Raw genomic sequence first — 25,268 nt, 5'->3', positions numbered from 1 at the left:
CACGGGATTCAAGACTCAAAGAGCCTCAGCGCCCCTTCACCAGATAGGCAATCGCCCTATCCAAACCTTCAATGGTCATCGGATACATCTGGCCGTTAACCAGTTTCTGGGTCATACCGGTACTGGCTGTGTACTGCCAGTACTCTTCACCAGTAGGGTTGAGCCATACGAGCTTTTCGTAGGTATCAGTGACCCGCTGCATCCACGCCGCACCCGGTTCCTCATTCATATGCTCAACGCTGCCGTAACGACTGGTGATCTCATAGGGGGCCATCGCCGCGTCGCCCACAAAAATCACTTTGTAATCCTTGCCGTAAGTACGCAGCACTTCTACCAGCGGTGTGGATTCTGAATAGCGGCGCTGATTGTCTTTCCACACATGCTCGTAGACAAAATTGTGGAAATAAAAATATTCCAGATGCTTGAACTCACTGCGGCAGGCTGAAAAAAGCTCTTCGCATTGTTTGACGTAGGGATCCATGGAGCCACCCACATCAAAAAAGATCAGCACCTTTACCGCATTGTGACGCTCCGGCACCATCTGGATATCCAGCAGGCCGGCATTGCGTGCGGTTGAACTGATTGTGCTGTCCAGATCCAGTTCTTCCGCAGCACCACTGCGGGCGAATTTACGCAGTTTGCGCAATGCCACCTGAATATTGCGCGTACCCAGGCTGACACTGTCGTCCAGGTTGCGGAACTGGCGTTTTTCCCACACCTTGGATGCAGATTTATTACGACTCTGCCCACCCACGCGAATACCACCCGGGTGATAGCCGCTATTTCCAAAAGGACTGGTACCGCCGGTACCGATCCACTTGTTACCGCCGCTGTGCCGTTTTTTCTGTTCTTCAAGGCGCTTCTTGAATTCTTCCAGCATCTTCTCGAGCCCACCCATGGACTCGATTTTGGCCTTTTCTTCGTCGCTGAGCTGCTTCATAAACTCCGCGCGCAGCCAGTCCTCCGGAATCATCTGTTCCAGAATATCGTCGAGGGATTCCAGATCTTTGAAGTAGGCGGCAAAGGCGCGGTCGAATTTGTCGAAGTGCTTTTCGTCTTTTACCAGACAGGTACGGGCGAGAAAGTAGAAATCATCGAGGTTGGCATACACCAGACGCTGCTGGAGTGCTTCCAGCAGCGAGAGCAGCTCGGTGATGGACACCGGGAGCTGGTGGCGACGGAGATTTAAAAAGAATCCGATGAGCATGGTTGCGGTTAACGCCCTTCGCGGCGTGCCATAAATGCCAGTCGTTCAAGCATGTGCACGTCCTGCTCGTTTTTGAGTAACGCGCCATAAAGTGGCGGGATCGCCGAACTGCCATCGCGATTTTTCAGCACATCTTCTGAGATATCGTCGGCCATCAACAGCTTCAGCCAGTCGATCAGCTCCGATGTGGAAGGCTTTTTCTTCAGGCCCGGTACGTCGCGAATCTGGAAGAATACATCCATCGCCTCTGCAACCAGTTGTTGCTTGATATCCGGGTAGTGCACATCCACGATTTTTTGCATGGTCGCACGGTCGGGGAAGCTGATGTAATGGAAGAAACAGCGACGCAAGAATGCGTCCGGCAGTTCTTTCTCGTTGTTGGAAGTGATAATGACGATCGGCCGGTGCTTGGCGGTAATCGTCTCGCCGGTTTCGTATACGAAGAATTGCATACGGTCGATTTCCACCAGCAGGTCGTTGGGGAATTCGATATCCGCTTTATCGATTTCATCAATCAACAGAACTACCCGCTCGTCGGCCTCAAAGGCCTCCCACAACTTGCCCTTCTTGATGTAGTTGCCGATGTCGTGCACCCGGTCCACACCCAGCTGGGAGTCGCGCAGGCGGGATACCGCGTCGTATTCATACAGGCCCTGCTGCGCCTTGGTGGTGGACTTGATATGCCACTGGATCAGTTTGAGCCCCAGGCTGCTGGCCACTTCTTCCGCGAGCAGGGTCTTACCGGTGCCTGGTTCGCCCTTGATCAGCAGCGGGCGCTGCAGGGTTACCGCCGCATCGACCGCCATCTGCAGGTCGTCTGTGGCCACGTAGTTGTCGGTACCGGTGAATTTCATGTGTACTCCGAAAGCCTGAGAATCGTAAGTATCCATGGTAAAGGAAGGCCACTGGGGGGCCAAAGGCGGAATCGGTCAGAATGGATGACGGCAGCGGCCGCGCCCGGGCAAAGCGCGACCAAAAACAAGAAATAGGTCAGAAATGGTATACTCAGGCAGCCTCGGTGCGACGACGACGCACCACCTGGCGCCCCTTATCGGTGATATACCAGCGAATGCCCAAGTGGCTATGGATCTTGCCCACCATCTCGAGCACCAGCAGGCTGTTCAGGGCGCGGGCGACAGAATTGGTCTCCATATTGCCCTCCTGCACCATACCCGCCAGTGAACGGAACACGCACTCGCCGCTGTTCAACAGGTTCAGCACATGCAGTGCATTGTCGTCGAGCTTGCGAATTTGGTTGAAGTCGAGGGTCGGCCCCTGATCCGGATCCCCTTCGATTTCATGCTCCAGCAAGGGCATGATTTCCAGCTGCATGGCGCGGATTTCCTGCTCGAGATTTTCTACACGGGCACGGGCAATACTGGCGTCGCGCAGCTGGCGCCGCGCGGCATTGAACACAAACATACGTGAAGCGATGGCGGCGAGCAGGCAATAGCCGGTAAAAATCAGCAGGCGGGAGGGATCACCCTGAATTTCGATCAGCAGGTCGCTCTGGGTGAATTTCAGAAAGATCGGTACCATCAATGCACCGCACAGCCCCATGATCAGGCAGCGTGCCAGGCCCGCAGGGTCCTCTTCTGTGAACAACATCTGGTAGTAATTGACCAGACCCCCGAGGATTCCGGAGACCAGCATAACGGCGGTCAATATAAGGAGGTGATCGAGCATCCCTGTCCCTTCATTCCATGCACAGTAAACGCCACGACAGGCACTTCTTGTGATTGTTAAGAACGTTTTGATTAGCTGTTTTACGACGGGCTTTAGTAGATATAGCAGCTAGCAGCGGGGACGGCTCCGACGAGCCAAAGGGAAAGAAGGTTTTTGCGCCAGTAACCACCTATGTCGCGGACTGGCGCACGCATTAGCATATACGACGTCAGTACTGGTCACTTTCCGTCATGGGGCGATCTTTGCGGCGACGCAGCATCAGTTTGATTATTCCGACAATCAGCATCACGGCAAAAGCACCAGCGGCGGCAAATACCAGACTGGCGGAAACTTCCGGCGTGGCGCCCTCTTCCTCAAACAGGGTCTGGTAAACAAACAGCGGCAATACAGGCACCAGAGGACCATCTGCCGTTGCACCGCGGGCAGGCACCAACAACACGGTTGCCGCCTCAAGCAAAATCAGATTGCGCACCCAGGACCACCCCCAGTTACGCATAAACCACCAGCCTGCCGCCAGCAAAACAATGACCCCAGCGGTATACACGGCCCAGGCTAATTTGAACTCTTCCACTATTTCTCTGCTCTTTTTATTACTTCCAATACGTGCGCCTTGAGAGGGGTTTACCCGCTCGCCGACACACGCTAAACATCATTTATCGCGTGATTCGCACGATGCATATCCGGTCCATTCATCATCTACCTATTCTTCACCGACCCAGGTAACGATAAATTCCTCGTAGTCTTCCACATCTACATCGGTTTCGCTGATGACTTTGTCACGCACCGAGATGCCCGCGCGATGCACCGACTCGGGATCACCGGAAACCAGTGGATGCCATTCGGGTAAATCGCCCCCTGCTGCGAGAATCCGGTAGGCGCAGGTTGCGGGTAACCAGGTAAACTCCACCGCACGCTGAGGTGTCAACTGGGTACAACCCGGCACCTGCTGCATGCGGTTAGGATAGTCGGTACAACGACAACTGTGGCTATCCAGTAACTTACAGGAAACACAGGTGGTGGCGACTTCCCCAGTCTCTTCATCCTGTAGCCGGTGGAGACAGCAGCGTCCGCAACCATCGCACAACGACTCCCACTCTGAGTCGGTCATTTCCGCCAGGGACTTTCGTTGCCAGAACGGCCGCTGACTTACCACGTTCGCTACCTCACCAGCCTTAAAAAATGATCACCCGTGAGACAGCTTGCTGTTTTGTGCCGCGATCGCCCGCATTTCATCGTCTACCACCGGCGGCATTTGCAAATAGAAGCCCTGCTCCTGTAACTGTTTGATTACAGTCTCAGCTTCGGCACGTGCCAGGGTGCGCTCAGGGGTCAGAATCAGGGTAGTGACATGCACCGGATCGCCGAACAGTTCCTGCAGCTTGTCGGGTACACGCGCCAGCCCCTCCTGCTTTTGCACATACAGATACATTTCCTGTTCCCGCGGGCTGCGGTAAATATCACACAGGAGCTTACTCATACTTTTAACTCTTTCAATTCTTGCAGTAGTGGCTCGCCCACTACCGCGCGGCGCCAACCGGTAAGGCGCCCTTCCAATATTGGCTGCTGGGCCTGCACCAGTACTTCCAGCTCTTTTTTGCGCACCAGAATTTCGGGAGGCAGTCCCGCTGTTTCCGCCAGCTCGGTGACCTTCTTACGCAATAGTTTCAGGACTTCGCCCTGCTCGCGGTTGAGAGGCTGCGACAGCCGAGCAGGAAGGTCCTCGCGTTCGGCCGCACTAGAAATAATTTCCAGCAATTTTTCGCCATAGCGCCGCAAGGTCTTTCCTTCGAGCCCCGGTTGCGCCAGCGTCGCCAGGTACTTGGGCATATTCTGGGCGAGTGCCATGCACACATTTTCTTTAATCAGGTGGTTGCGCGGCATGTCTCTCACGCGCGCTTCACGCTCACGCCAGGCACAAAGGTCCTGCAATACTGCAAGCTGGTTCTGGCGCAGCCGCCAGGCACCCTTTACCTTGCAGTAGTAAAGTTCAGGAGACTCAGGCTGGCGCGCCGCGGCTACCATGGCCGTGCAATCCTCCCAAAGCCAATCGAGACGTTCCTGCTCGCGCAAGCGTTTTACCAATATGCCGTATACCAACGGCAACCAGGCCACATCCAGTGCGGCATAGTTTTTTTGCGAATCGCTGAGCGGGCGCTGCAGCCAGTCGGAGCGGGTTTCACTTTTCGGCAAATCGATCTGCAGGAGCTCGCTAACGGTTGCCGCATACCCCAACCCCGCGCCCATACCGCTGATTGCCGCGGCGATTTGGGTATCAAAAATTGGGTCGGGAATAACACCGAGCAAGCGTTCCAGCGTTTCCAGATCCTCACTGCAGGAGTGCATGATTTTGATCACGCGTGTGTCTTGCAGTAGTTCTTTCAAAGGTTCCTGGTTGGAAATGGCGAGGTTATCGATCAGGTAACAGTGTTTACCGTCGCCCACCTGCACCAGTGCTGGCTGTGGATAAAAGGTGCGGCTGCGCATGAACTCGGTATCCAGCGCAATGGCACTCTGGGTGCGCCAGCGCGCACACAACTCCACCAACTGTTCGTCGCTGTCGACCCAAATCGGCGTGGCATCAACCAGCTGCTTGTCTTCTGCGCTGAATGACTCAGCGTTAAATGAATCCGCCATTTACAGCACCGTCCGACTGTTGAATGCATGCGCCAGGGTGCCGCCATCGATGTATTCCAGTTCACCGCCAATGGGGACACCGTGTGCGATTCGACTGACCGCAACCCCTCTGGCGCGCGCACGCTCAGCAATAAATTGAGCAGTGGCTTCGCCTTCCACGGTCGGGTTGGTGGCAATGATCAGTTCGCGAATCATGGGCTCTTCCGCGCCCGTTTCATTACTTTGCTTTTCACCCAAGCGTTCACCGAGTACGTCCAGACCAATATCCGCCGGACCGACACCGTCAATGGGCGACAGATGGCCATGCAATACAAAGTACAGGCCGTGATAGTTACCCGCCTGCTCAATTGCCAGCACATCTGCCGGAGTTTCCACCACACACAGCAAAGAGTGATCGCGGCGCATGTTGTTGCACAGGGCACAAATTTCCTGCTCGGTCAGGGTGCGACAACGGCTGCAGCGGCCAACTTTCTCGACCGCCTGCTGCAACGAGCTGGCGAGCAGACCAGCGGCGTCGCGGTCTTTTTCCAGCAGGTACATCGCCATGCGCTGAGCGGACTTGGGTCCGACTCCCGGCAGGCAGCGTAGTGCACGAATCAGGTCTTCAATCAGGGGACTGAACATATTTCTTGTTTAAACGTAAAAAGGGCCCTCTCTGGGCCCAGAAAAAATTGGGAAAACAAAAACGGGCTTGCGTGTTTGGCTTAAGGCGCGGTCAACCAAACGGGAATTTAAACCCTTCCGGCAGGTTCATACCCGCACCGAGGTTGCCCATCTGCTCTTTCTGCACTTTCTGCACCGCTTCTTCAACACGACGTACGGTATCGTTCACCGCTGCAGCCAGCAGGTCCTCGAGCATTTCCTTGTCTTCGCTCATCAAGCTTGCATCGATATTCACATCCACCACATCGTGGCGGCCGTTCATGGTCACTTTGATCATGCCGGCTCCGGACTCCCCGGTTACCCGCAGGTCGCCCAGCTCTTTCTGCATTTTCTCCATGCGTTCCTGCATGTCAGCCTGCATTTTCTGCGCCTGCTGCATTAAATCGCCGAAACCTTTCATCATGGCAATTACCTATTTTCCATTTACTTCATCAATTTCTTGAAACCCGCGCTGCTTACCCTGGCGCATGCAGTTAACCCAGGTATTCGACCGAGTCTGGCACCAGTTGTGCGCCCAGCTCCGATTGCAGCTCCTGAACCAGCGGGTCCTGATTCAGGGAGTCACGGGCTGATAACAATTGCGCTTCCTTGGTCGCCGCAATCAGTTGCGCGGGGGTGCCACCATAGACATCGCCAACCTGGATCTGCACAGTGACTGGCTGACCGAAAAAGTCACCCAGTACATCTGCCAGGCGGCGCTGATGTCCCTCGTCGTACAAACTGCTGCGAGTCTGATCCAAGGTAAAGGAAAGTATATTGTCCTGCCGCCCCAGTAACTCCAGGTTCGCGGCAATGGAATGCAGGATACCGGTCACCCCCATTTGCGGGTACATGGCCGGCCAGCTTCCGGGGGTAAGCGCTTCCAAACGCGCGGCGGGTGTCTGCGCCTGCTCAGAAGCTTGCTGCACAGGCTCACTCGCCGATGCCGGGGTTTCTGGCTGCGCAACCTGCTGAGGTGGCGCGGACTGCACCTCTGCCACCTGCTGACGTAATCGTTCACGCATCGCCGTGCGCGCGTCTGGCACCGTCTCCGACTGCGGTAGCTGAGTGTCTGCAGCGACCGGTTGCTCGGCTACTTGCTCGACCACCGGCTCGATCACAGCGGCTTCTTGCACATTGGCCGGTGCTGGCTGCTCGGCTACAGACTGATTGATCAGGGGCTGCGAGGCCTGCACGACCGGCTCGGGTGCCGCTTGACGCACAGGTTCGGTTACCGGAGCACTGGCCTCAGGCTCCGGGGCGAATTCAGGGGCGGACTTTTTTGCCGCATCGTTCACCACCTCCTCGGAACCTGACGCCGACTGGGGCTCAACATCCCAAGGAGGAGCATCATCCACCGGGGGCTGCGCATTGGGCGCTGCCGGCGCTTCTGCGGCAGGCTCAGGAGGCTGCTGTACCACCGGCGGCACTTCCGGTTGCGGTTGCGGTTGCGGTTGCGGTTGCGGTTGCGGTTGCGGTTGCGGTTGCGCAACAGGCTGCACCTGCTCTATGACTGGTGGTTGCTGGGAAGGCTGGGCGGAAGTCTGCTGGGGCGTCGCTTGCGCGCCAGCGCCAGCAAGCGGCGCGGTTGGGATATGTGCAACACCCTGAGGCTTAAACGCGAGCATACGCAGCAGCGCCATTTCAAAACCACCGCGCGGGTCCGGCGCCATAGGCAAGTCCCGACGCGCGAGTAATGCCATCTGATAAAACAACTGCACATTTTCGCCGGCCATTGACGCAGCATGCTGCTGCAGCAGCTCGGCATCGCCGAGGGCGTTATCGATAGACTCCGGCAGTACCTGAGCAATGGCAATGCGGTGCAGAATAGAGGCCAACTCTGCCAGCGCAGCACTGTAATCTGGCGCCTGTTCAGAGAGTTCACCCACGGTATCGAACAGCGCGGACGGGTTTTCGTCGGACAGCGCCTGGACCAGTTTCCACACCAGGGTGCTGTCCAGGGTGCCGAGCATGGCCCGCACTTCTGCTTCACTGATCTTGCCACCGCCGAAGGCAATGGCCTGGTCAGTCAGGCTCATGGCATCGCGCATACTACCATCTGCCGCCCGACCCAAGTGCCACAGGGCTTGCTCTTCGAACGGTACCAGTTCTTTTTCCAGTACGAAGCGCAAGTGTTCAACCACCCGCTCCGGGCTCATATTCTTGAGATTGAACTGCAAACAGCGCGACAGGACTGTCACCGGCAGTTTCTGCGGGTCGGTGGTGGCGAGCAGGAATTTGACGTGGGGAGGCGGCTCTTCCAGGGTTTTCAGTAGCGCGTTAAACGAGCTGTTGGACAGCATGTGCACCTCATCGATCAGGTACACCTTGTAGCGGCCCCGGGTCGGCGCATACTGCACGTTCTCAAGGAGCTCGCGCGTGTCCTCGACCTTGGTGCGGGAGGCGGCATCCACCTCAATCAGATCGACAAAGCGCCCGTCGGCGATTTCGGTACAGACAGAGCACTGACCACAGGGCTCAGAGCTTACCCCCGTTTCGCAGTTCAGACATTTGGCAAGAATCCGCGCGATGGTGGTTTTACCCACCCCGCGAGTACCGGCAAATAGATAGGCGTGATGCAGGCGGTTGTTGTCCAGGGCATTGATCAGCGCCTGAAGCACATGCTCCTGACCCACCATTTCCCGAAACAACCGCGGCCGCCATTTGCGTGCCAGTACTTGGTAACTCATTCGCTCTCCGCCGTGGCCCCTATCGACATGGGCGCCACCTTTTAGTCTATATCTGCCCGCTGGCCCGGGTTGCCCCCGCCGAACTGGCATTGAAATTTGAGAAGTCCACCATTATACCGGCATCGACGCGCAGGAATAGGCATGCGCCCGCGGTCACTGGATTTGTCACCCCGGCAACCGCTAAAGACAACCGAGCCGGCCGCTGGGCACACCAAAAAGAAACATTTTGATAAGTTCAGTCACTTTATCTTGCCAAAACGACCACTCGTCGATCGTTATCCAGCTGTGTTATAACTGACATGGTTGGCCTTATAACAATCATAACGAGCGCAACGCGGGGAATCCGTCCACCAATGAGCAAAGCCCGGAAGACACTTCTGGAATCTCTTTTTGCCGATCACGGCCAGGCGCTGGTGCGCTTTGTCACGCGTATTGTGCGAAGCACCGAAGATGCCGAGGATATTGCCCAGAACGCCTACTTGCGGCTGCAGAAGCTCAGTGACGAGAAAGACCTCGAAAACCCCCGGGCCTACCTCTTCCAGATTGCGAATAACCTGGCCGTGGACCAGCTGCGCCGCGGCAAGCTGCATATTGACTACGTAAACCAGCAATTGCCCCCCGAGGGCGCTTCCCCCTCCGATGATGAGTACGGCTTTGACCAGTCGCCGGAGCGAGTACTGGCTGCAAGGCAACAATTGCAAGCTATTCATCAGGCCATGGATAGCCTGCCACTCAAGTGCCGCCAGGCATTCCTGCTGCACCGCAACCGCGGCCTATCCTACTCAGACATTGCTCAGGAAATGAACATTTCCGTCAGCAGTGTTGAGAAGTACATCCTGCAGGCTCTGAAAGTCTGCCGACAGAAGACAGGCGGCATTCGCTGAGACTGGTGGCACGCACCACGGCACAGCCGGCCAACACCTCACCCACTCACCGCACCTACCCCCTCGGCTAATCGCACATCGCTTGCGACTTGGTCTACCTTTGAACAAGCTTGGCGCATCACATGCAATAACGCACCGCAGTGCAGCAAAAACATAAAAAAGTATTGAGGGCAAGCGGTTCCAGTCCGTCTTACTGGTATACAAGGGCATCCATGTGAAAAATAACGGACCAATCGTTCAAAATATGCTAAATTTTGCGACGTTTTATCGTAAAAATTGCGCAGAACGAACAGGAACGTTGTTTTGGACGCCAAAGCTTGGCACCAAATTGGTGCGGCGAGGCGAAAGTGGAACTTATTAGTCACCATTTGCTCAAAAGACAACTCTGACAGGCAGCTCGATTCGTATATCGGGGAAAAGGTATTAGTGCGGTGAACCTCCAGGAAGTACAAAAAGGACCTACGGAAGATCAGCTCGATCAGGCTTGCGCCTGGATCGCGCGTTTGCGTTCCGACTCGCTCAGCGATGCTGACCGCCGTACCTTTGCCAGCTGGATGTCTGACGATTCCGCCAACCGCCAGGCCTTTGATCAAATGGCTGATCTATGGGGCGATCTCGGTGCCTTTTCACACATGCCACTGAATGAGCTCTATCCAGAGAGCGTACCGACAGGCCAGTCCGCCCCAGCAAACACTCAATCCTCTCGCAAGCCAGACCCTGCCTCTACCAGCGGCTGGAGCTTGCCCCAATGGCTACTCGGTGGTGGCGCAGTTGCCGCCTGCCTGACCGTTGCACTTTGGGTGGGCAATCAGTGGCTGCAGCAGGCCCCGGCTTCGCAACAGGTGTACGCAACTGCCGTCGGCGAGACGCGTACCGTTTCACTGGCGGATGGTTCGCAAGTACAACTGAATACAAACTCCGAATTAGTGGTCACTTTCAGTCGCGATGAGCGCCGCACCCAGCTGCTGCGCGGCGAGGCTTACTTCGACGTAGCACGCCAGACCGCCCGCCCGTTCACAGTAGCTGCTGGTGACGCCAACATTCGCGTGCTCGGCACCCAGTTCAATGTTGAGCGCAACCGCAGCAACACCCGGGTATCCGTTACTGGTGGTTTGGTTGCGGTGAGTGAAGCCCGCACCGGCAGCGGTCTACAGCCCGAAACCGTAAAATTAAAGCGTAATCAAAAGGTCAGCGTGTCCGGCAACGGCCTATCCAATGTCAGCCGTACATCTGCCGATGAAGCGCTGGACTGGACCCGCGGACAGCTGGTTTTCGACCGCACCCCGCTCAATGAAGCGCTGGAAGAATTGAACCGCTACCTAAATGTACCTGCGGCCGCAGCCCCCAATGTGGGCGACCGCACCCTTTCCGGTACCTTCGAACTGGCCGACCCGGAGAGCACCCTGTCTGCGATTGCCACCGCTTTGGACCTGGACCAGGATCAGAGCGACCCCAACCTGACTCTCTTGTCTCCCAAGCATAAGTAAGATATAAATCCCGCCTTGGCGATCGTACTTTTTTTAGCCATAAGCTGAACGATCGCCCATTTACGACATCAACTAAAACATAAGCTATGTTTTCTGGTCGCTGATCGCGCCGGATACGGGCGGGATGAGTCGCATTGAATTTCCGGCATTGGGCAACACTTTCGCTGACGGGTCTAATAGTACTCTCACAGAGTAGCAGTGCCGCCTGCCCGAAATCCGGCGTAGAACTCCCTTCCGGCAACCTCTCCAAAGCACTCATTTCGCTGGGCCGCCAGTGCCGCATTTCACTGGTAGTGCAGGCAGATAGCGCCTCTTCTATTCAAGTCCCGAAACAGCAACTCGAAACGCCCGACGGCAGTATTGCCCCAGCTCTGCAACAGCTGCTGGCAAAGACCGAACTGACCTTTACCCACACTGGCACCAATGCCGTGGCTGTGGTGGCCAAAGAAAAGCAATCCGGACAGGAGGAGAATGAAAGCCCCCTGTTGCCGGAAGAAGAGGTGATCGTCACCGGCCGCAGCTTGACCGGTAGCCATTTGCGCTACCTGAAACTCGATAGCTATGCGCCGATCGACGTTCTAGCGCAGCCTGAACTCGAAATCACCGGCGCTCAGACCGTCTCAGAACTACTGAAGTTTCTACCCGCAGTCTCCGGAAACTCTACCAGCACCTCGGTGACCAACGGCGGCAATGGCACCGCCACCGTCACTCTGCGCGGTTTGCCCGCCAGTAACACTCTCGTACTGATCAATGGCCGCCGTATCGTCAGTAACGGCTTTGGCGGCGAAGCTGCTGACCTAAACACTATCCCCCTCTCCGCAGTAGACCGGATTGAGGTATTAAAGGACGGCGCGTCCGCAGTGTATGGCTCAGACGCCATTGCCGGGGTTGTGAATATCATCCTGCGCAGGGACTTTGACGGCCTGTCAGTGAACAGTTACTACGGCCAGTCCGAACGCGGAGATCAGGAAACCAGCTCCTACAGCGTGACCTGGGGCGGAGGCAATGAGAATACGCACCTGATGCTAAGTCTCGCGGACTACCGCCAGGGCGAAGTATTGAGCCGCGATCGTTCCATTTCAGATTCTGCGGACAACCGCACCCGCGGCGGTACCGATCTGCGCTCCGCGGCATCACCACAGGGATTTATTGCCCTGGCAGATGAAGTCGTCACCAACAGCCCTGACGGGTACCGTACCTGGACGATGGAGGACCTGTACAACTTCCGCGAATACACATCCGCGCTGGTCCCCTCTGAACGCCAGTCTATTTATTTGGCGCTGAACCATCGCCTGCAGGACGATACCCAGGCATTCGCGGAAGCCATGGCCATTCGTACCCGCTCCGCGGCAGCGATGGCACCAACGCCGGTGTTTACTCGCTTTGACAATGGCGATCTGACCATCGCTAGCGACAACATATATAACCCCTTCAACGAAGACATTCTCGATGTGCGTAAACGGGTGATTGAGCTGGGCCCACGCGCGCAACACAATGGCACCGACACCTTCCGGTTTAATGCCGGCTTGAAGGGACTGATGGACGACTGGCAGTGGGAGCTGACTGCCGCCGCACACTACACCCGAGCACGAGAACGACTTACCAACCTGATCGACCCCTACCGGCTCTCTCTCGCCCTGAAGGGACCGGACATCTGCTCAGAAAACAGCGACTGTGTACCCGTGAATTTACTCGGTACAACCGGAAGCATTGACGAGCAACAGCTGGATTACATCCGCGCAAGCAGTTATGTGGACGGCGTGAGCCGAATGGCGTCGGTAACTTATATTGCCGATGGTCCTCTGGGCAAAATCCCGTCAGGCGATGTTCTCGCTGCGGCTGGCGTCGAGTTACGCAGGGAGGAAATTAGCTTCCGCTCCATCGACGCCGGCGGCTCTTCGTTCATCGGTGGCGCATCCTCCGGTGCCGCCCATGGGTATCGACTAATTGGCGAAAGCTTCGCAGAAATTTCCATCCCACTACTCACTGAGCGATTGTGGCTGGACGGCGCTGTACGATACTCCGATTACAGCGATTTCGGCACGACCGCAAATCCGAAACTCGCTTTACGTTGGCGCCCTTGGCCATCCCTTCTGGTGCGCGCAAGTTATGCCACTGGGTTCAAGGCGCCAACTCTGGTGGACATGAATCAGACCGGTTACCAAAGCCAGGAATTCCTGTTTGACCCCTGCACCAATAGCGACGCAGCCCTCCTTACCGGCTGCAACGGGCAGGCGGACCAATCGCGGATTCAGTATCTGACTGAATTTGGCGGCAACCCAGGCCTGCAACCAGAAACTTCGGATAACCGCTCCCTCGGTATTGTGTGGACGCCGGGCGACTTTACCGGCTTCCATGCCAGTCTCGACCTATACGATATTCGCCAGAATGATGTGATCGACACCAGCCCGCAATATCTAATTAATGAAAATGCAAACAACGGGCTATTCAGCGATCGTGTTCAACGCGACGCCGGCGGTGACATCACGCGAATCGTCGCCACAAGACTCAATATCGGTGCACGAGAAGTGCGCGGCGTTGACGCCTCTATGCGCTACCAGCACTTGTCAAAAGAGTTGGGACTCATTCGCTGGTCCATGAATGGCAGCCATATTAATCGTTATCTGAATCAGCTGGCGCCGGGCAGCCCGATCGAGGACCTGACCGGGACCTTCGTTGACTCCGCGAGTGGCGGTGCCGGATCGCTCCCGGAGTGGAAAGCCAATACCGGTGTTTATATGCAGCGAGGACGCTGGGAAGGTGGCTACACCATTCATTACGTAGACAGTCTGGAAGAAAGCTTCACCCTCGACAACGAATTCGTCAGTCGCGATATTCACAGCTGGACAACCCACGACGTTCAAATCGCTTACGCGGTACCGACAGGGTTTCGTTTTGCAATCGGCGTCGACAACCTGATAGACAAGGCTCCGCCGTTCGCTGCTTCCGCGTTCAACGATAACTTTGACGCACGCACTTACGACATTGCCGGTCGCTACTGGTACACGACCTTTAGCTTCAACATGTAAAGCAAACGTCGCGAAAAATTCTCCGCGAATTTTTCCTTCGCCCACTTTCCTACGAAACTCCTGACGCAGAATATTTTTCTCAAACACCCTTCATACGCCTCTCGCGCTGGCGCTTCTCATCCGCACTTTCGCGCAACGAACGCACACCTCGTTCGCCATTTTCCCCGCATCTGACGCCGGTTTTGGCACGTCTGTACCAAAGGCGCAATTTCATTCACGAATCGACTTGAACGGTGAAAAATTGTTCTAGGGTTGATAGCAAGCCTCTTGTTGATAGATGTATGCAGTTGTCAGGGAGGGCGTAGCCATATTCGGCGATCATTACCGGTATCAGGAGAGGTATACCATGGACAAAACCCGTCTTTCTCGGGCAATCAAGGGCGCAATCGCAGCTGCAGCCGTCGCATCCAGCTTTTCTACCGTTTCGTTTGCTCAGGATGCTCAGGCGCAGGTTGAGGAAATTGTTGTAACCGGTTCTCGCATTCAACGTGCGACGGATGCCAATAGCGCCACGCCCATCACCGTATTCGATGCGGCTGCACTGGAGCAGTCGGGCCAGACAACGCTGGAAGATTTCCTGCAAAACATTCCATCTATGACAGGTGGCCAGCTGGGCTCTTCCGTGAACAACGGCAGTGCCGGTCTTTCCACCGCTTCTTTGCGCGGCTTGGGTTCCAACCGCACACTTATTTTGATGAACGGCCGCCGACTCAGCTCATCTGCCGGCGCAACGGGTGTGGTGGACCTAAACACCATCCCCGTTTCCATTATTGAGCGTGTGGAAATTCTGCGGGACGGTGCATCGACCATTTACGGTTCCGATGCCATCGCCGGTGTTATCAACATCATCACCAAAAAGGGTTTTGAAGGTGCGGAGCTCCGAGCGGAGTACGGCTCTTCCACCCACGGCGACGGTGACGAATACCTGGCCGCAATGACTTTGGGTGCCTCCAATGACAAAGGGCACGTAATGGTCAACGCGCAGTACACCAAGCGCGAACGAATCGGTCAGGGCGATCGCCGCTTCTCCGATTGCCCGCGACGTGAAATTGGCGGTGACGTCATTTGCGGCGGTAGCTCGACAACCACACCCGCGCGCTTCTCCCCCACCGCGAATTCCGATCAGCTGATCGTAGATCCAGTTACCGGTCTGGTGCGCGATTTCGACGCAGCCACCGATGCCTATAACTTCGCGGAAGTGAGCTACCTGATCACCCCGCAAGAAGTCGCGTCCATGTATGGTTACGGCACCTACGAGCTGTACGACTGGAAAGACTTCACCGACATTAACGCGTTTACCGAACTCTCTTTTGTAAACCGCCGCTCCGATCAGCTACTGGCTGCAGAGGGTACCTTCTGGGGACCAGAAGTACCTGTAAGCAATCCCTATAACCCTATCGGCGAACCAGTGAACATTGGTCGCCGCCTGGAGGAAACCGGCGGCCGCGCATTCACTCAGGATTTGAACACCTGGCGTGGTGTTCTCGGCCTGGAAGGTGAATTCTGTAACGAGTGGACCTGGGACCTGTCTTACAATTATGCGCGCTGGGTAGACTCACAGATCGACCGCGGCCGCGGCAACACTGTGCGCTTCCAGAATCTCCTTGATCCGGATCTTTGCGCAGAAGACCCAGATTGTGCGGCCGCTGTTGGCGCCACTGGCGTAGTCGCGTGGAACCCCTTTGCGGAAGGAACCCTTACCCCAGAAATGCAAGAGTACGCTCTTGTAACCAACTCACCGGTAGAGCGTTCCACCTTGCGTAGCCTCCAAGCGAACCTGGTAGGCGACTTCGGTGATTGGTCTCTGGCCAGCGAAGGACCAGCCTGGGCAGTAGGCTATGAGCACCGTGCCGAGCGCGTGGAAATTGTCGCAGATGGTGCCGCGCAGATTGGTCAGATCTACTTTGTTAGTGGCGACTCCTGGGGTGGTAACTACAGCGTCGACGAGTTCTATGGGGAGGTACGACTCCCAATCATGGATGGCGAACCCTGGGTCGAAGTCCTCGCAGTAGAAGCCTCCTTCCGCTATTCCGACTACAACACCATCGGTAGCGACACTACCTTCGGCGCAGTGCTGGAATATGCGCCACTCGAAGAGCTGCGCTTCCGCGGTACCTACTCGGAAGGCTTCCGTGCACCGGGCCTGGACGACCTATTCCTCCCCCCAACGGTATCTGCAGAGTCCTATGCCGACCCGTGTAACGAATACGGCGCCGCGGATGACCCAAATATCCGAGCGAACTGTGCCGCAGACGGTATTGCGCCAGGCACCACCATTTCGTCGACCCAGGCAACCGGTCTGTTCGGTGGCAACCCAGATCTAGCGGCCGAGAAGTCCGAAAGCTGGACTCTGGGCGTAGTGTGGACCCCGTCCTGGACTGACGACATGGGCTTCACCCTCGACTACTTCAATATCAGTATTGATGACGCTATCGGCACCCTGACCACAGACACCATTGTGCAAGGCTGCTACGAAAGCCCCAACTTCAGCTCACCTTTGTGTGATCTGATCACTGGTGCAGCGGCGGTGGGCACTAGTCCATCAGCGGGAGCGCCTACTCGACGCGCCTCCGACCTGACCATTGCCGGTCAATTGCTGAACAGCCAGAACGTGGCCACCTTCGAAACCTCTGGTGTCGACTTGGGCTTCGATTACAGTGTGCCTGTTGGTCCAGGCATAGTGACAGTGAATGCTACAGCGACCTACCTGCACGAGTGGAAGTACCGAGGAAGCGTGGACGACCCCACCATTGACCTGGCGGGCTACTTCTATGCTGACCCAGTAACCACCGCCATCGTGGCCTTCCCTGAGTGGAAGTTCTACGGCACCGTGGGCTACGAGTTGGATTGCTGGAGCGCCTTCACCACCATTCGTATGATCGGTGAAGTGGACGACTTCGATCCGTCTCCGCGCGACCTAGCCACCCAGATTGATAACACCTGGTACCAGGATGTGAACTTCAACTACTTCCAGTGGGAAGGCGTCACCATCACCGGTGGTATCCGCAACCTTTGGAACCAACAGCCTCCGTATGTCACCAACTATGATGACATGAACACCCTGATGAGAAGCTACGACACTGTCGGTCGCTACTTCTACGGTGGTATTACCCTGGAGTTCTAAAGGTTTTTACCTCTCGTCAAAGCCCTGCCTTGTGCGGGGCTTTTTTTTGCTCGCAAGTATTAGCTGAACACATTTTGTTCAGCGGTCAACCTCTCCAGCAACTCACACCTATCAAAACGATCATTCGAGAATATTTAAACATTTCTTGAGAAAACCTAGCGCGCATTCGCTGCGTATGAGTTGGGTAGGAAATGACCACTTGGGGAGTGTCATTTCCGAATGCCACAGCAACAAGTGGCAATGCACATAACTCCAACGACATAAAGAGAGGATTTCCAATGAAACAGAACCGACTGTCCGCAGCCATTAAAGGCGCCCTGAGCCTTACTGCCGCTGCGATCATGGTTCCTTCCATGTCTGTATTCGCACAAGAAGAGGCACAGCTGGTTGAAGAGGTTGTTGTAACCGGCTCTCGTATCGTGCGTGCGAACCTTGATAGCCCGACGGCGATCACTACTCTGGATTCGACCAATATTGAGTTTTCTGGTGAGCTGAACAGTGCGGATATTCTGCGCTCCCTACCGGCAACCGGTGTTTCCGGCCTGTCCTCCAGTAACTCTAACTTCTTCACCTCCGGCGGCGGTATCAATACCGTTGAACTACGCAACCTGGGTGAAGACCGCACCCTGGTACTGGTAAACGGCCGTCGATACGTTTCTGGTGTAGCGGGCTCTTCTGCCGTCGACTGGAACACCATCCCGACCGAACTGATCGAACGCGTAGAAGTGATTACCGGTGGCGCTTCGGCCATCTACGGTTCTGACGCGCTGGCAGGCGTAATCAATGTCATCCTGAAAGATGACTTTGAAGGTGTAAATATCAGCACCTCGCATGGCCAGACCCTGGAATACGGTGACGACACCACAGACCGCTTCAACCTGACCGCAGGCGGCAACTTCGACGACGACAAGGGTAATGCGGTGGTGTCCATCACCTATACCGACGAAGGCGGTGTACTGTCACGTGACCGCAACAATACCCAGGTCGATGACCTCTCTGCCATCTACTTCGGCGGCGAAATCACCGACAGCATTACCCCGTTCTATTCTTCTTTCTCCGAGTACGGTCGCTTTGGTATTCCGTCCACTGGTGATCAGTATGTCTTCGACAACGACTCCGGCGCAGGCGAAGTCCTTCCCTGGGATGCGGATACCTACGGTTTTAACCGTCAGCAGTTCCGTCGCTATACAGTTCCAACTGAACGCTTTTTGATCAGCGGCAATCTGAACTACGAGTTGACTGACACGCTGGAAGCGTTTGTTGAAACCACATTCGCGCGCACCGAAACCCAGACCGAGATTGAGCCCTTCCCCTTCTCCTATGAAGATCTGTTCATCGACGGTATCTCCATCGATAACCCGTTCGTACCCGAGGATCTGCGAAACCTTGCGGTTGCCGCTGGTGACGAATACATCCAGTTTGTGCGTCGGACTACTGAGTTGGATCAACGCGGTGCGTTCGCCGAGCGTCAAACATTCCGCGCGTTAATGGGACTGCGTGGTGAAATTCAAGACTGGAACTGGGACGCCTTTGTCGGCCAGGGCCAGATGCAAGACAGTCAGCGCGGTACCGGCCAGCTGAATATTTCCAGCTTCCGCAACGCGCTGAATGTCGTTGACGACGGCAATGGCAACCTCATCTGTGCTGACCCTGCCGCGGTAACTGAAGGCTGTGTACCCATTAACATTTTTGGTAAGGGATCCATTTCTGCGGATGCTGCCGATTATGTGCGTGCACCGTCCCTCCGCGACCAGCGCACCAAGCAAACCGTTGCTGGCATCAACTTTAATGGCACTTTGGTAGAGCTGCCGGCCGGCCCGCTTAGCATGGCAACCGGTTGGGAATACCGCGATGAGTACGCCGCTGACTTCCCTGACGCCCTGACCCGTACCGGCCAGAATGCAGGTAACAAAGAAGAGCCGACCGAAGGCAGCTACAGCGTAAACGAAGTGTACGTAGAGCTTGAGGCACCGGTTCTTACCGACCTACCGCTGATCCAGTCTCTGAGTGTTGGTGCGGCATACCGCTACTCCGACTACGACACTATCGGTAGCACCGACGCCTATACCGGACGTGTTTCCTGGGTGATTGACGACTCCCTGCGTGTTCGCGGGCAGTACGCCCGTGCCGTACGTGCACCCAACATCAGTGAGCTGTTCTCTCCGGGTGGTGAGAACTTCGCCACTGTTAGTGACCCCTGTAACGGCGTCACCGCATCCACTTCAGGTGTTGTCGCGAATAACTGCCGCAGCATTCCCGCGGTTGCCGAGCGTATTGCGTCTGAAGGTGTATTCGAGCTGACCCAGCCCGAAATTCAGGGCACTGGTGGTTTCACCGGCAAAGGTAACGAGAACCTGTTTACCGAAACCTCTGACAGCTACACCTTTGGCGCGGTTTACGAGCAGGCCCTGGGTAACTTCGGTGACCTGACCCTGTCCCTGGACTGGTACAGTATTGAAATCGAAGATCTGATCGATACAGTTGGCCGTCAAACCTCTGTCGATTTCTGCTACAACTCCGCCAGTTTCCCGAACAACTTCTGTGACTTCATCGTCCGCGACAGCAGCGGCGCTGCGTTCCAGAAAGGCGAAATTACCGAAGTAAACTCCGGCTTCATCAACGAAGGCACCCTGAAGACGGAAGGGATTGACCTCCAGGCGCAATGGGGCATGGACGTTGGCCCGGGTCAGCTGGGCGTTAGCCTGAACTACGGCCACGTGATGGACTACACCCTGACCAAGTTCGGTGACGACGATGAACTGGTAGGTGAAGTGGGCTATTTCGAGCACCAGTGGCTGGCAACCGTGAACTACGCCATGGACCGCCTAATTGTGCAGCTGGAAACCTCCTACCTGAGCGATGCTTCTCCGGATCTGAGCAGTGCAGACTTTGACTATTCAGTCGGAGAGTATGTAAGCCACGACCTATTCGCGTCTTACCAGTTCACCGACAGCATCAGCGCAAACATCGGGGTAACCAACCTCCTCGACGAAGAAGCGCCGATCATCCTGTCCGGTGTGCCAGGTAACGTAACCGGTACTGATACCAACGCCGCGGTCTATAACCCGATTGGCCGCAGTGGCTACATTGGTGTTCGCTTTAACTTCTAAGTTCTAGGCGTTTTTACCTCTTTAAGGCGGCTCTATGAGCCGCTTTTTTTGTCTCTCCTCCGCTACTTAGAGCCCCCCATCATGGCGGAGCCTTTTATATGTACTTAGAAGCCTGCTCAAATTTCATACTTTTTACCGACCAATAGACACCTGTCTAACCTGCCAATACGACACTTTTGAAATTTTTATATTTTTTTTTGAGGGAACTTATCCCCTGTCCGTTAAATACACGTTGGGAAGGAAATGACCGCTTGGGGGTAGTCGTTTCCACACACGCCTAACTAGGCAACTCAAAACATAAATCCAACGATCAAGAGAGGATTTACAATGAAAAAGAACCTCCTGTCCGTAGCCGTAGCCGCTACGATCATGGTTCCAGCCCTGCCGGCATTCGCACAAGAAGAAGGTGCGATGGTGGAAGAGGTTGTAGTTACCGGTTCTCGCATTAAGCGCACCAACTTTGATGAAGCTGCGCAAGTAGTAAGCATGGACCGTGCCGACATCGATGCCCTTGGCAACCTGATGATCGCCGACACCCTGCGCAACACTCCGCTGAACTCCCTGGGCTCCTTCAACGAGCGCTCCGGTAGCTCCGCCCAGTCCAACGCCACCGTTGACCTGCGCGGCCTGGGCTCCCAGCGCAGCCTGGTAATGATCAATGGTCGCCGTATGCCGGGTTCCCCGAACCTGGGCGCAGCTTCCATCAACCTGAACATGATCCCGATGGCCGCTGTAGAGCGCATCGACATCCTGGCTGATGGTGCTTCCGCAGTTTACGGTTCTGACGCTGTTGCCGGCGTTGTTAACCTGATGATGCGTGAGAACTTCGAAGGTATCGAATTTACCACCCGCCGTGGTGAGCGCGCTAACGACGACGGTATCGAAGAGTCTTTCAGCTTTGTAACCGGCGTTAGCAGCGACCGTGGCAACATCACCTTCGCCGCCGAGTACAACCATCGCGACCCGATCTTCGATGGTGACCGCGATTACACCTCTGCTTGGATCCGCGACAATGGTGACGGCCGCCTGGACGCCTATCTGGATACCGATGGCTACTCCTACTACGGTAAAACCATCGAGATCTACGATCCAAACACCGATTACTACCGTCTGCAGGCAGCAACCAGCTGTGCTGGCGATTCCACCTTCACCGAAATGGGCGCAGCAGCCTTCGGCGAGCCAGACGGCACCCTGTGTACCTACCCATATGCCAACATCTCTGCCAACAAGGCCGAGCTGAGCCGCATCAACACCTTCCTGAGTGCCAACTACGAAATCTCTGAGAATGTCGAGTTCTTCGCGAACGCGCTCTTCTCCAAGGTTGACTCTTTTGGTCGTTACGCTCCGCCTGCGGCTGCTTGGTCCGACATGCCAGCTGATTACGCGGACGTTCCGTTCGACGTAGATGCCCTGTTGGCTGACGGCTCCATCACCGAAGACTACGAGATCACCGGTTACTACCGCTGGACCAACATTGGCCCACGTGATAACAACGTATCTGACAGCCAGTATGACTTCACCATTGGTTTCCGTGGCGACCTGCCGAATGGCATGAGCTACGAGACTTATGCGCAGAAAGGTCGCTACGAGGTGAAGGAATTCGGTTCCTACTACCTGTCCTACCCGGGCCTGGACTACGTTCTGAACGAAGGCATTGATCCGTTCTCCCCTGAAGGTGCGGCCGCGATGCGTGCCCTGACTTCTCAGAACAACTTCACCTCCCAGACCAAAGTCTACGGTCACCTGCAGTTTGACGGCGGCGACTGGTTCGGCGCTGGTGAAACTATCGTCCTGACCGGTGCTGAAGCCTACTCCGTGGCGTACGCCAACCAGTACGATAACGCTTCTGAAGCTGGCCTGGTTGGTGGTAGCTCCGGTAACTCCGCTGCTGGCGATCGTGACGTAGCAGCGCTCTTCGCTGAAGCCATCATCCCGGTGATGGACCAGATGGAAGTGAACGCTGCCGTTCGTTACGATAACTACAGCGACTTCGGCTCGAACGTAGCGCCGTCTCTGTCTGCAAGCTATCGTCTGTCTGACGACCTGACTCTGCGTGCCCGCGCTGGTGTAGGCTTCCGCGCTCCGGCGCTGGACGAGCTGTACGGTCCGTCTGCCTTCTCTGCGGAAGACGCAACTGATCCGGCGACTGGTCTTTCCCGTCAGTGGGACACCTACTACTCCACTAGCGAAGATCTGGAAGCGGAAACCTCCACCTCTATGTCCTTCGGCGGTAACTGGCAGTTCGCTGACAGCTGGAGCCTGGACGCCACCCTGTGGAACGTAGAAGTTGAAGACGTAATCATCCAGCCTTCTGCCCAGAGCATCTTCTACGCCCTGGCTTCCGGTGTAAATCTGGACCCGGCTAGCGGTATCTACACTACCGGTACTGGTGCACAGCGTGAGTTCTTCTCTCAAACCACCAACGCAGGTGTGCTGGACGTAACTGGTGTGGACGTGAAGGTAGACGGTAGCTTCGACACCAACTTCGGTCTGATCTCCATGGGTGGTTTCGTCAGCCACCAGCTGTCCTACGAGACCGATGCCTACTATCAGGGCCCGGTACAGGACATCTCCACCTTCAACCTCTACCCGAGCCTCCGCGGCCAGTTCTCTCTGGGCTGGAGCATGGGCATGCACGCTGTTGACCTGACCGTTGACTACATTGCGGCGCATGATGAGTTCACCAGCGTTACCGATGCCGGTACCCTGGAGAAGAGCGGAGCGGATCTGGATTCCTGGACCACCATGAATCTGTCCTACCGTCTGGATACTGAGGCTTACGGCGCAATCAAAGTTGGTGCGCGCAACCTGACCAACGAAGATCCAGTAATGGACAAAGATGGCAAGTACGCTCGTGACCACTACGACCTGTATGATGCCACCGGTCGTATGGTATACGCCGAGTACAGCATGAGCTTCTAAGAAGCCATGTATTCTTAAGTTTACTTAAGATATTAAGGGCCAACTTTTGTTGGCCCTTTTTTTTGGGAGCTAACTAATGAGCGAAGCACACTGGACCGAATTTTGGCGACAAGGGTTTATAACCACATTTGGAGCATCGCTGCAAAACAACTACACAGGGAACCTAAAATCGTTTTGGGAACAGAAATTTTCGGCAGTAAACCAAGACGAATACATACTTGATCTTGCGACAGGGAATGGCGCCATCCCGTGTATTGCCCACGAAACACTTAAGAAATTGAATAGAAGCGCGAATATATTTGGCATAGATTCAGCAAAAATAAATCCCACTCTGAATTCGACACAGGGAATAGAGAAAGCACGGGAAGATGTGACATTTTTGAGCAACACTCCTTGCGAGGAGCTTCCATTCTCAGAAAATGAGTTTCACCTAATCTCCTCCCAATACGGCATTGAATATAGCAACTGGGAGAAATCTCTTCCTGAAGTATTTCGAGTGTTAAAGACCGGCTCTACAGCCCACTTTGTTTGTCACTCTAGTAATTCCTCGCTAATAAAATCCACAAAAGATGAAATCGACATATACGCTATTGCTCTACAGGAGTTAAATATTTTTGAATTGGCAATTCATTTCATCCGCACACGGAGTAATGCAGAAAAAAGCAATGTAACCGTAGCAAAATCTCTGAACGATGCGGTCAATAGACTGCGGAAGATGTTCCCCGGTCAACAACTGTGCCAATTAATCGTAAGTGATCTTAGTAACACTCTTAAACTCTTAGGGTCTAAAACTACACAAGAAGTAGAGGACCTTCTGGCGCAGAGAAAAAGTGTGTATTTATCTGCATTTAAGCGTCAGAAAGACATGCTCAACGCATCACTTGATGACAATAAAACAGCCACTATCTTGAATTTAGCAACTGAGATCGGATTTACACATTCCGTAGCGACGGAATTTAAGCATAGCGGAAGTACAATTGGGGTCTATATTTCATTGACGAAGTAGCGTGATTAGCCGTAAGTTCGCACCGCACCCATATCTCGAGAACTATACATGGATACCCTAACCGCCTTCCTGACCCTACTGTTTGTTATGGACCCTCTGGGTAATATCCCAGTATTTCTTGCGGCACTGAAGAACGTCCCACCGAAACGCCAGCTTTTCGTCATCATGCGCGAGCTGATCTTCGCCCTAATCGTTTTACTCGTATTCCTGTACGCCGGACGCTTTGTACTCGCTTGGCTTGGTTTGTCGCAGGAAGCGATTCGCATTGCAGGCGCGATTATCCTGTTCTTGATTGCCATACGGATGGTGTTCCCGATTGAGGGCGGCATTATGGGTGAGCGACTGGAAGGTGAACCCTTCTTTGTGCCGCTGGCAGTGCCTCTGGTCGCTGGCCCCTCCACCATGGCGATTCTGATGCTGATGACAAACAGTGAAGGAGAGCAGCTCTGGAACTGGACGCTCGCACTGCTTGGTGCCTGGGGCGTTTCGGCAGTTATCCTGTTGGCATCCTCTCCGCTGGCTAAGCTGCTGGGAAATCGAGGACTTATTGCCGTGGAAAGGTTGATGGGGATGGTACTGGTAATGCTCGCGGTACAGTTGTTCCTCGATGGTATAAAACAAAGCCTCAATTGATCCGTTTGAATTCTGGGTGCGTAAATCGCGCCCAGTGCACTTCTTAAAATCTGCCCCACCTATCAAAAACGCTCTTTCCTCAGATATTGCCAAGACGCAATACCGGCTAGTCGCCGCGAAGAGCCCATCACTCAGTCATTGCAACTGCGCAATCTAAGCTCGACGAAACTTAATTCCATTGGTCGCAAAAAAGCCGAAGAGCGCTCAAGAATCA

The 25,268-nt window shown here is 55.2% G+C and carries 18 protein-coding genes; 8 read left to right on the top strand and 10 right to left on the bottom strand.

The window, feature by feature from the left end:
- Positions 1-25: 25 nt before the first annotated feature.
- The 10 genes from Mag101_RS04100 to dnaX form a co-directional block, all read right to left on the bottom strand.
- Positions 26-1,207: a vWA domain-containing protein gene (locus Mag101_RS04100; protein WP_077401184.1), complete on the bottom strand. Its 1,182-nt coding sequence runs from the start codon at positions 1,205-1,207 to the stop codon at positions 26-28.
- A gap of 8 nt (positions 1,208-1,215) precedes the next feature.
- A complete protein-coding gene (locus Mag101_RS04095) occupies positions 1,216-2,061 on the bottom strand; it encodes an AAA family ATPase (RefSeq protein ID WP_010133640.1) in 846 nt (281 codons plus the stop codon).
- A gap of 151 nt (positions 2,062-2,212) precedes the next feature.
- A complete protein-coding gene (locus Mag101_RS04090) occupies positions 2,213-2,893 on the bottom strand; it encodes a YEATS-associated helix-containing protein (RefSeq protein ID WP_077401181.1) in 681 nt (226 codons plus the stop codon).
- 208 nt (positions 2,894-3,101) lie between these two features.
- Positions 3,102-3,464: a hypothetical protein gene (locus Mag101_RS04085; RefSeq protein ID WP_232325128.1), complete on the bottom strand. Its 363-nt coding sequence runs from the start codon at positions 3,462-3,464 to the stop codon at positions 3,102-3,104.
- Positions 3,465-3,593: 129 nt separating this feature from the next.
- A complete protein-coding gene (locus Mag101_RS04080; protein WP_077401175.1) occupies positions 3,594-4,046 on the bottom strand; it encodes a YcgN family cysteine cluster protein in 453 nt (150 codons plus the stop codon).
- A 30-nt stretch (positions 4,047-4,076) separates the two neighbouring features.
- Positions 4,077-4,370, bottom strand: coding sequence for a YcgL domain-containing protein (locus tag Mag101_RS04075; RefSeq protein WP_077401172.1), 294 nt, complete (start codon positions 4,368-4,370; stop codon positions 4,077-4,079).
- Positions 4,367-5,527, bottom strand: a complete 1,161-nt coding sequence (gene rnd / locus Mag101_RS04070) for a ribonuclease D (RefSeq protein WP_077401169.1) — start codon at positions 5,525-5,527, stop codon at positions 4,367-4,369. Before rnd ends, Mag101_RS04075 begins: the two co-directional genes overlap by 4 nt.
- Positions 5,528-6,151 (bottom strand): recombination mediator RecR, encoded by a 624-nt coding sequence (recR, locus tag Mag101_RS04065; protein WP_077401166.1) that lies wholly within the window; start codon positions 6,149-6,151, stop codon positions 5,528-5,530.
- 91 nt (positions 6,152-6,242) lie between these two features.
- Entirely contained in the window at positions 6,243-6,590 is a 348-nt protein-coding gene (locus tag Mag101_RS04060) for a YbaB/EbfC family nucleoid-associated protein (RefSeq protein WP_077408039.1), read from the bottom strand.
- 73 nt (positions 6,591-6,663) lie between these two features.
- Positions 6,664-8,859 (bottom strand): DNA polymerase III subunit gamma/tau, encoded by a 2,196-nt coding sequence (dnaX, locus tag Mag101_RS04055; RefSeq protein ID WP_077401164.1) that lies wholly within the window; start codon positions 8,857-8,859, stop codon positions 6,664-6,666.
- A gap of 353 nt (positions 8,860-9,212) precedes the next feature.
- On the opposite strand from dnaX, the gene Mag101_RS04050 reads away from it, so the two are divergent.
- The 8 genes from Mag101_RS04050 to Mag101_RS04015 all read left to right on the top strand — a co-directional run bounded on the left by Mag101_RS04050 (position 9,213) and on the right by Mag101_RS04015 (position 25,054).
- Positions 9,213-9,743, top strand: coding sequence for an RNA polymerase sigma factor (locus tag Mag101_RS04050; protein WP_077401161.1), 531 nt, complete (start codon positions 9,213-9,215; stop codon positions 9,741-9,743).
- Positions 9,744-10,174: 431 nt separating this feature from the next.
- The gene (locus Mag101_RS04045; protein ID WP_077401158.1) at positions 10,175-11,230 is read left to right on the top strand and encodes a FecR family protein; all 1,056 of its coding nucleotides are present in this window, start codon (positions 10,175-10,177) and stop codon (positions 11,228-11,230) included.
- Positions 11,231-11,364: 134 nt separating this feature from the next.
- A complete protein-coding gene (locus tag Mag101_RS04040) occupies positions 11,365-14,259 on the top strand; it encodes a TonB-dependent receptor (RefSeq protein ID WP_232325127.1) in 2,895 nt (964 codons plus the stop codon).
- A 346-nt stretch (positions 14,260-14,605) separates the two neighbouring features.
- Positions 14,606-17,383: a TonB-dependent receptor plug domain-containing protein gene (locus Mag101_RS04035; RefSeq protein WP_198040084.1), complete on the top strand. Its 2,778-nt coding sequence runs from the start codon at positions 14,606-14,608 to the stop codon at positions 17,381-17,383.
- Between the two features lie 278 nt (positions 17,384-17,661).
- Positions 17,662-20,493 carry a TonB-dependent receptor plug domain-containing protein gene (locus Mag101_RS04030; RefSeq protein ID WP_077401152.1) on the top strand — a complete coding sequence of 944 codons (2,832 nt, stop codon included), beginning with the start codon at positions 17,662-17,664 and terminating at the stop codon, positions 20,491-20,493.
- 327 nt (positions 20,494-20,820) lie between these two features.
- Positions 20,821-23,415 (top strand): TonB-dependent receptor plug domain-containing protein, encoded by a 2,595-nt coding sequence (locus Mag101_RS04025; protein ID WP_077401149.1) that lies wholly within the window; start codon positions 20,821-20,823, stop codon positions 23,413-23,415.
- A gap of 76 nt (positions 23,416-23,491) precedes the next feature.
- Positions 23,492-24,421: a class I SAM-dependent methyltransferase gene (locus tag Mag101_RS04020; protein ID WP_077401146.1), complete on the top strand. Its 930-nt coding sequence runs from the start codon at positions 23,492-23,494 to the stop codon at positions 24,419-24,421.
- Between the two features lie 48 nt (positions 24,422-24,469).
- Positions 24,470-25,054, top strand: coding sequence for a MarC family protein (locus tag Mag101_RS04015; protein WP_077401143.1), 585 nt, complete (start codon positions 24,470-24,472; stop codon positions 25,052-25,054).
- Positions 25,055-25,268 lie beyond the last annotated feature (214 nt).

The organism is Microbulbifer agarilyticus (genome assembly GCF_001999945.1).
GTDB classification, from domain to species: domain Bacteria; phylum Pseudomonadota; class Gammaproteobacteria; order Pseudomonadales; family Cellvibrionaceae; genus Microbulbifer; species Microbulbifer agarilyticus_A.
Note: the sequence above shows the minus strand (reverse complement) of the source record. Positions and strands in the feature narration are given on the sequence as shown.

What these genes read in the sequence shown, in the direction of transcription:
- Mag101_RS04100 (WP_077401184.1), bottom strand. Translation starts at nt 1,207, where the DNA reads ATGCTCATCGGATTCTTTTTAAATCTCCGTCGCCACCAGCTCCCGGTG.
- Mag101_RS04095 (WP_010133640.1), bottom strand. Translation starts at nt 2,061, where the DNA reads ATGAAATTCACCGGTACCGACAACTACGTGGCCACAGACGACCTGCAG.
- Mag101_RS04090 (WP_077401181.1), bottom strand. Translation starts at nt 2,893, where the DNA reads ATGCTCGATCACCTCCTTATATTGACCGCCGTTATGCTGGTCTCCGGA.
- Mag101_RS04075 (WP_077401172.1), bottom strand. Translation starts at nt 4,370, where the DNA reads ATGAGTAAGCTCCTGTGTGATATTTACCGCAGCCCGCGGGAACAGGAA.
- rnd (WP_077401169.1), bottom strand. Translation starts at nt 5,527, where the DNA reads ATGGCGGATTCATTTAACGCTGAGTCATTCAGCGCAGAAGACAAGCAG.
- recR (WP_077401166.1), bottom strand. Translation starts at nt 6,151, where the DNA reads ATGTTCAGTCCCCTGATTGAAGACCTGATTCGTGCACTACGCTGCCTG.
- Mag101_RS04060 (WP_077408039.1), bottom strand. Translation starts at nt 6,590, where the DNA reads ATGAAAGGTTTCGGCGATTTAATGCAGCAGGCGCAGAAAATGCAGGCT.
- dnaX (WP_077401164.1), bottom strand. Translation starts at nt 8,859, where the DNA reads ATGAGTTACCAAGTACTGGCACGCAAATGGCGGCCGCGGTTGTTTCGG.
- Mag101_RS04050 (WP_077401161.1), top strand. Translation starts at nt 9,213, where the DNA reads ATGAGCAAAGCCCGGAAGACACTTCTGGAATCTCTTTTTGCCGATCAC.
- Mag101_RS04035 (WP_198040084.1), top strand. Translation starts at nt 14,606, where the DNA reads ATGGACAAAACCCGTCTTTCTCGGGCAATCAAGGGCGCAATCGCAGCT.
- Mag101_RS04030 (WP_077401152.1), top strand. Translation starts at nt 17,662, where the DNA reads ATGAAACAGAACCGACTGTCCGCAGCCATTAAAGGCGCCCTGAGCCTT.
- Mag101_RS04025 (WP_077401149.1), top strand. Translation starts at nt 20,821, where the DNA reads ATGAAAAAGAACCTCCTGTCCGTAGCCGTAGCCGCTACGATCATGGTT.
- Mag101_RS04020 (WP_077401146.1), top strand. Translation starts at nt 23,492, where the DNA reads ATGAGCGAAGCACACTGGACCGAATTTTGGCGACAAGGGTTTATAACC.
- Mag101_RS04015 (WP_077401143.1), top strand. Translation starts at nt 24,470, where the DNA reads ATGGATACCCTAACCGCCTTCCTGACCCTACTGTTTGTTATGGACCCT.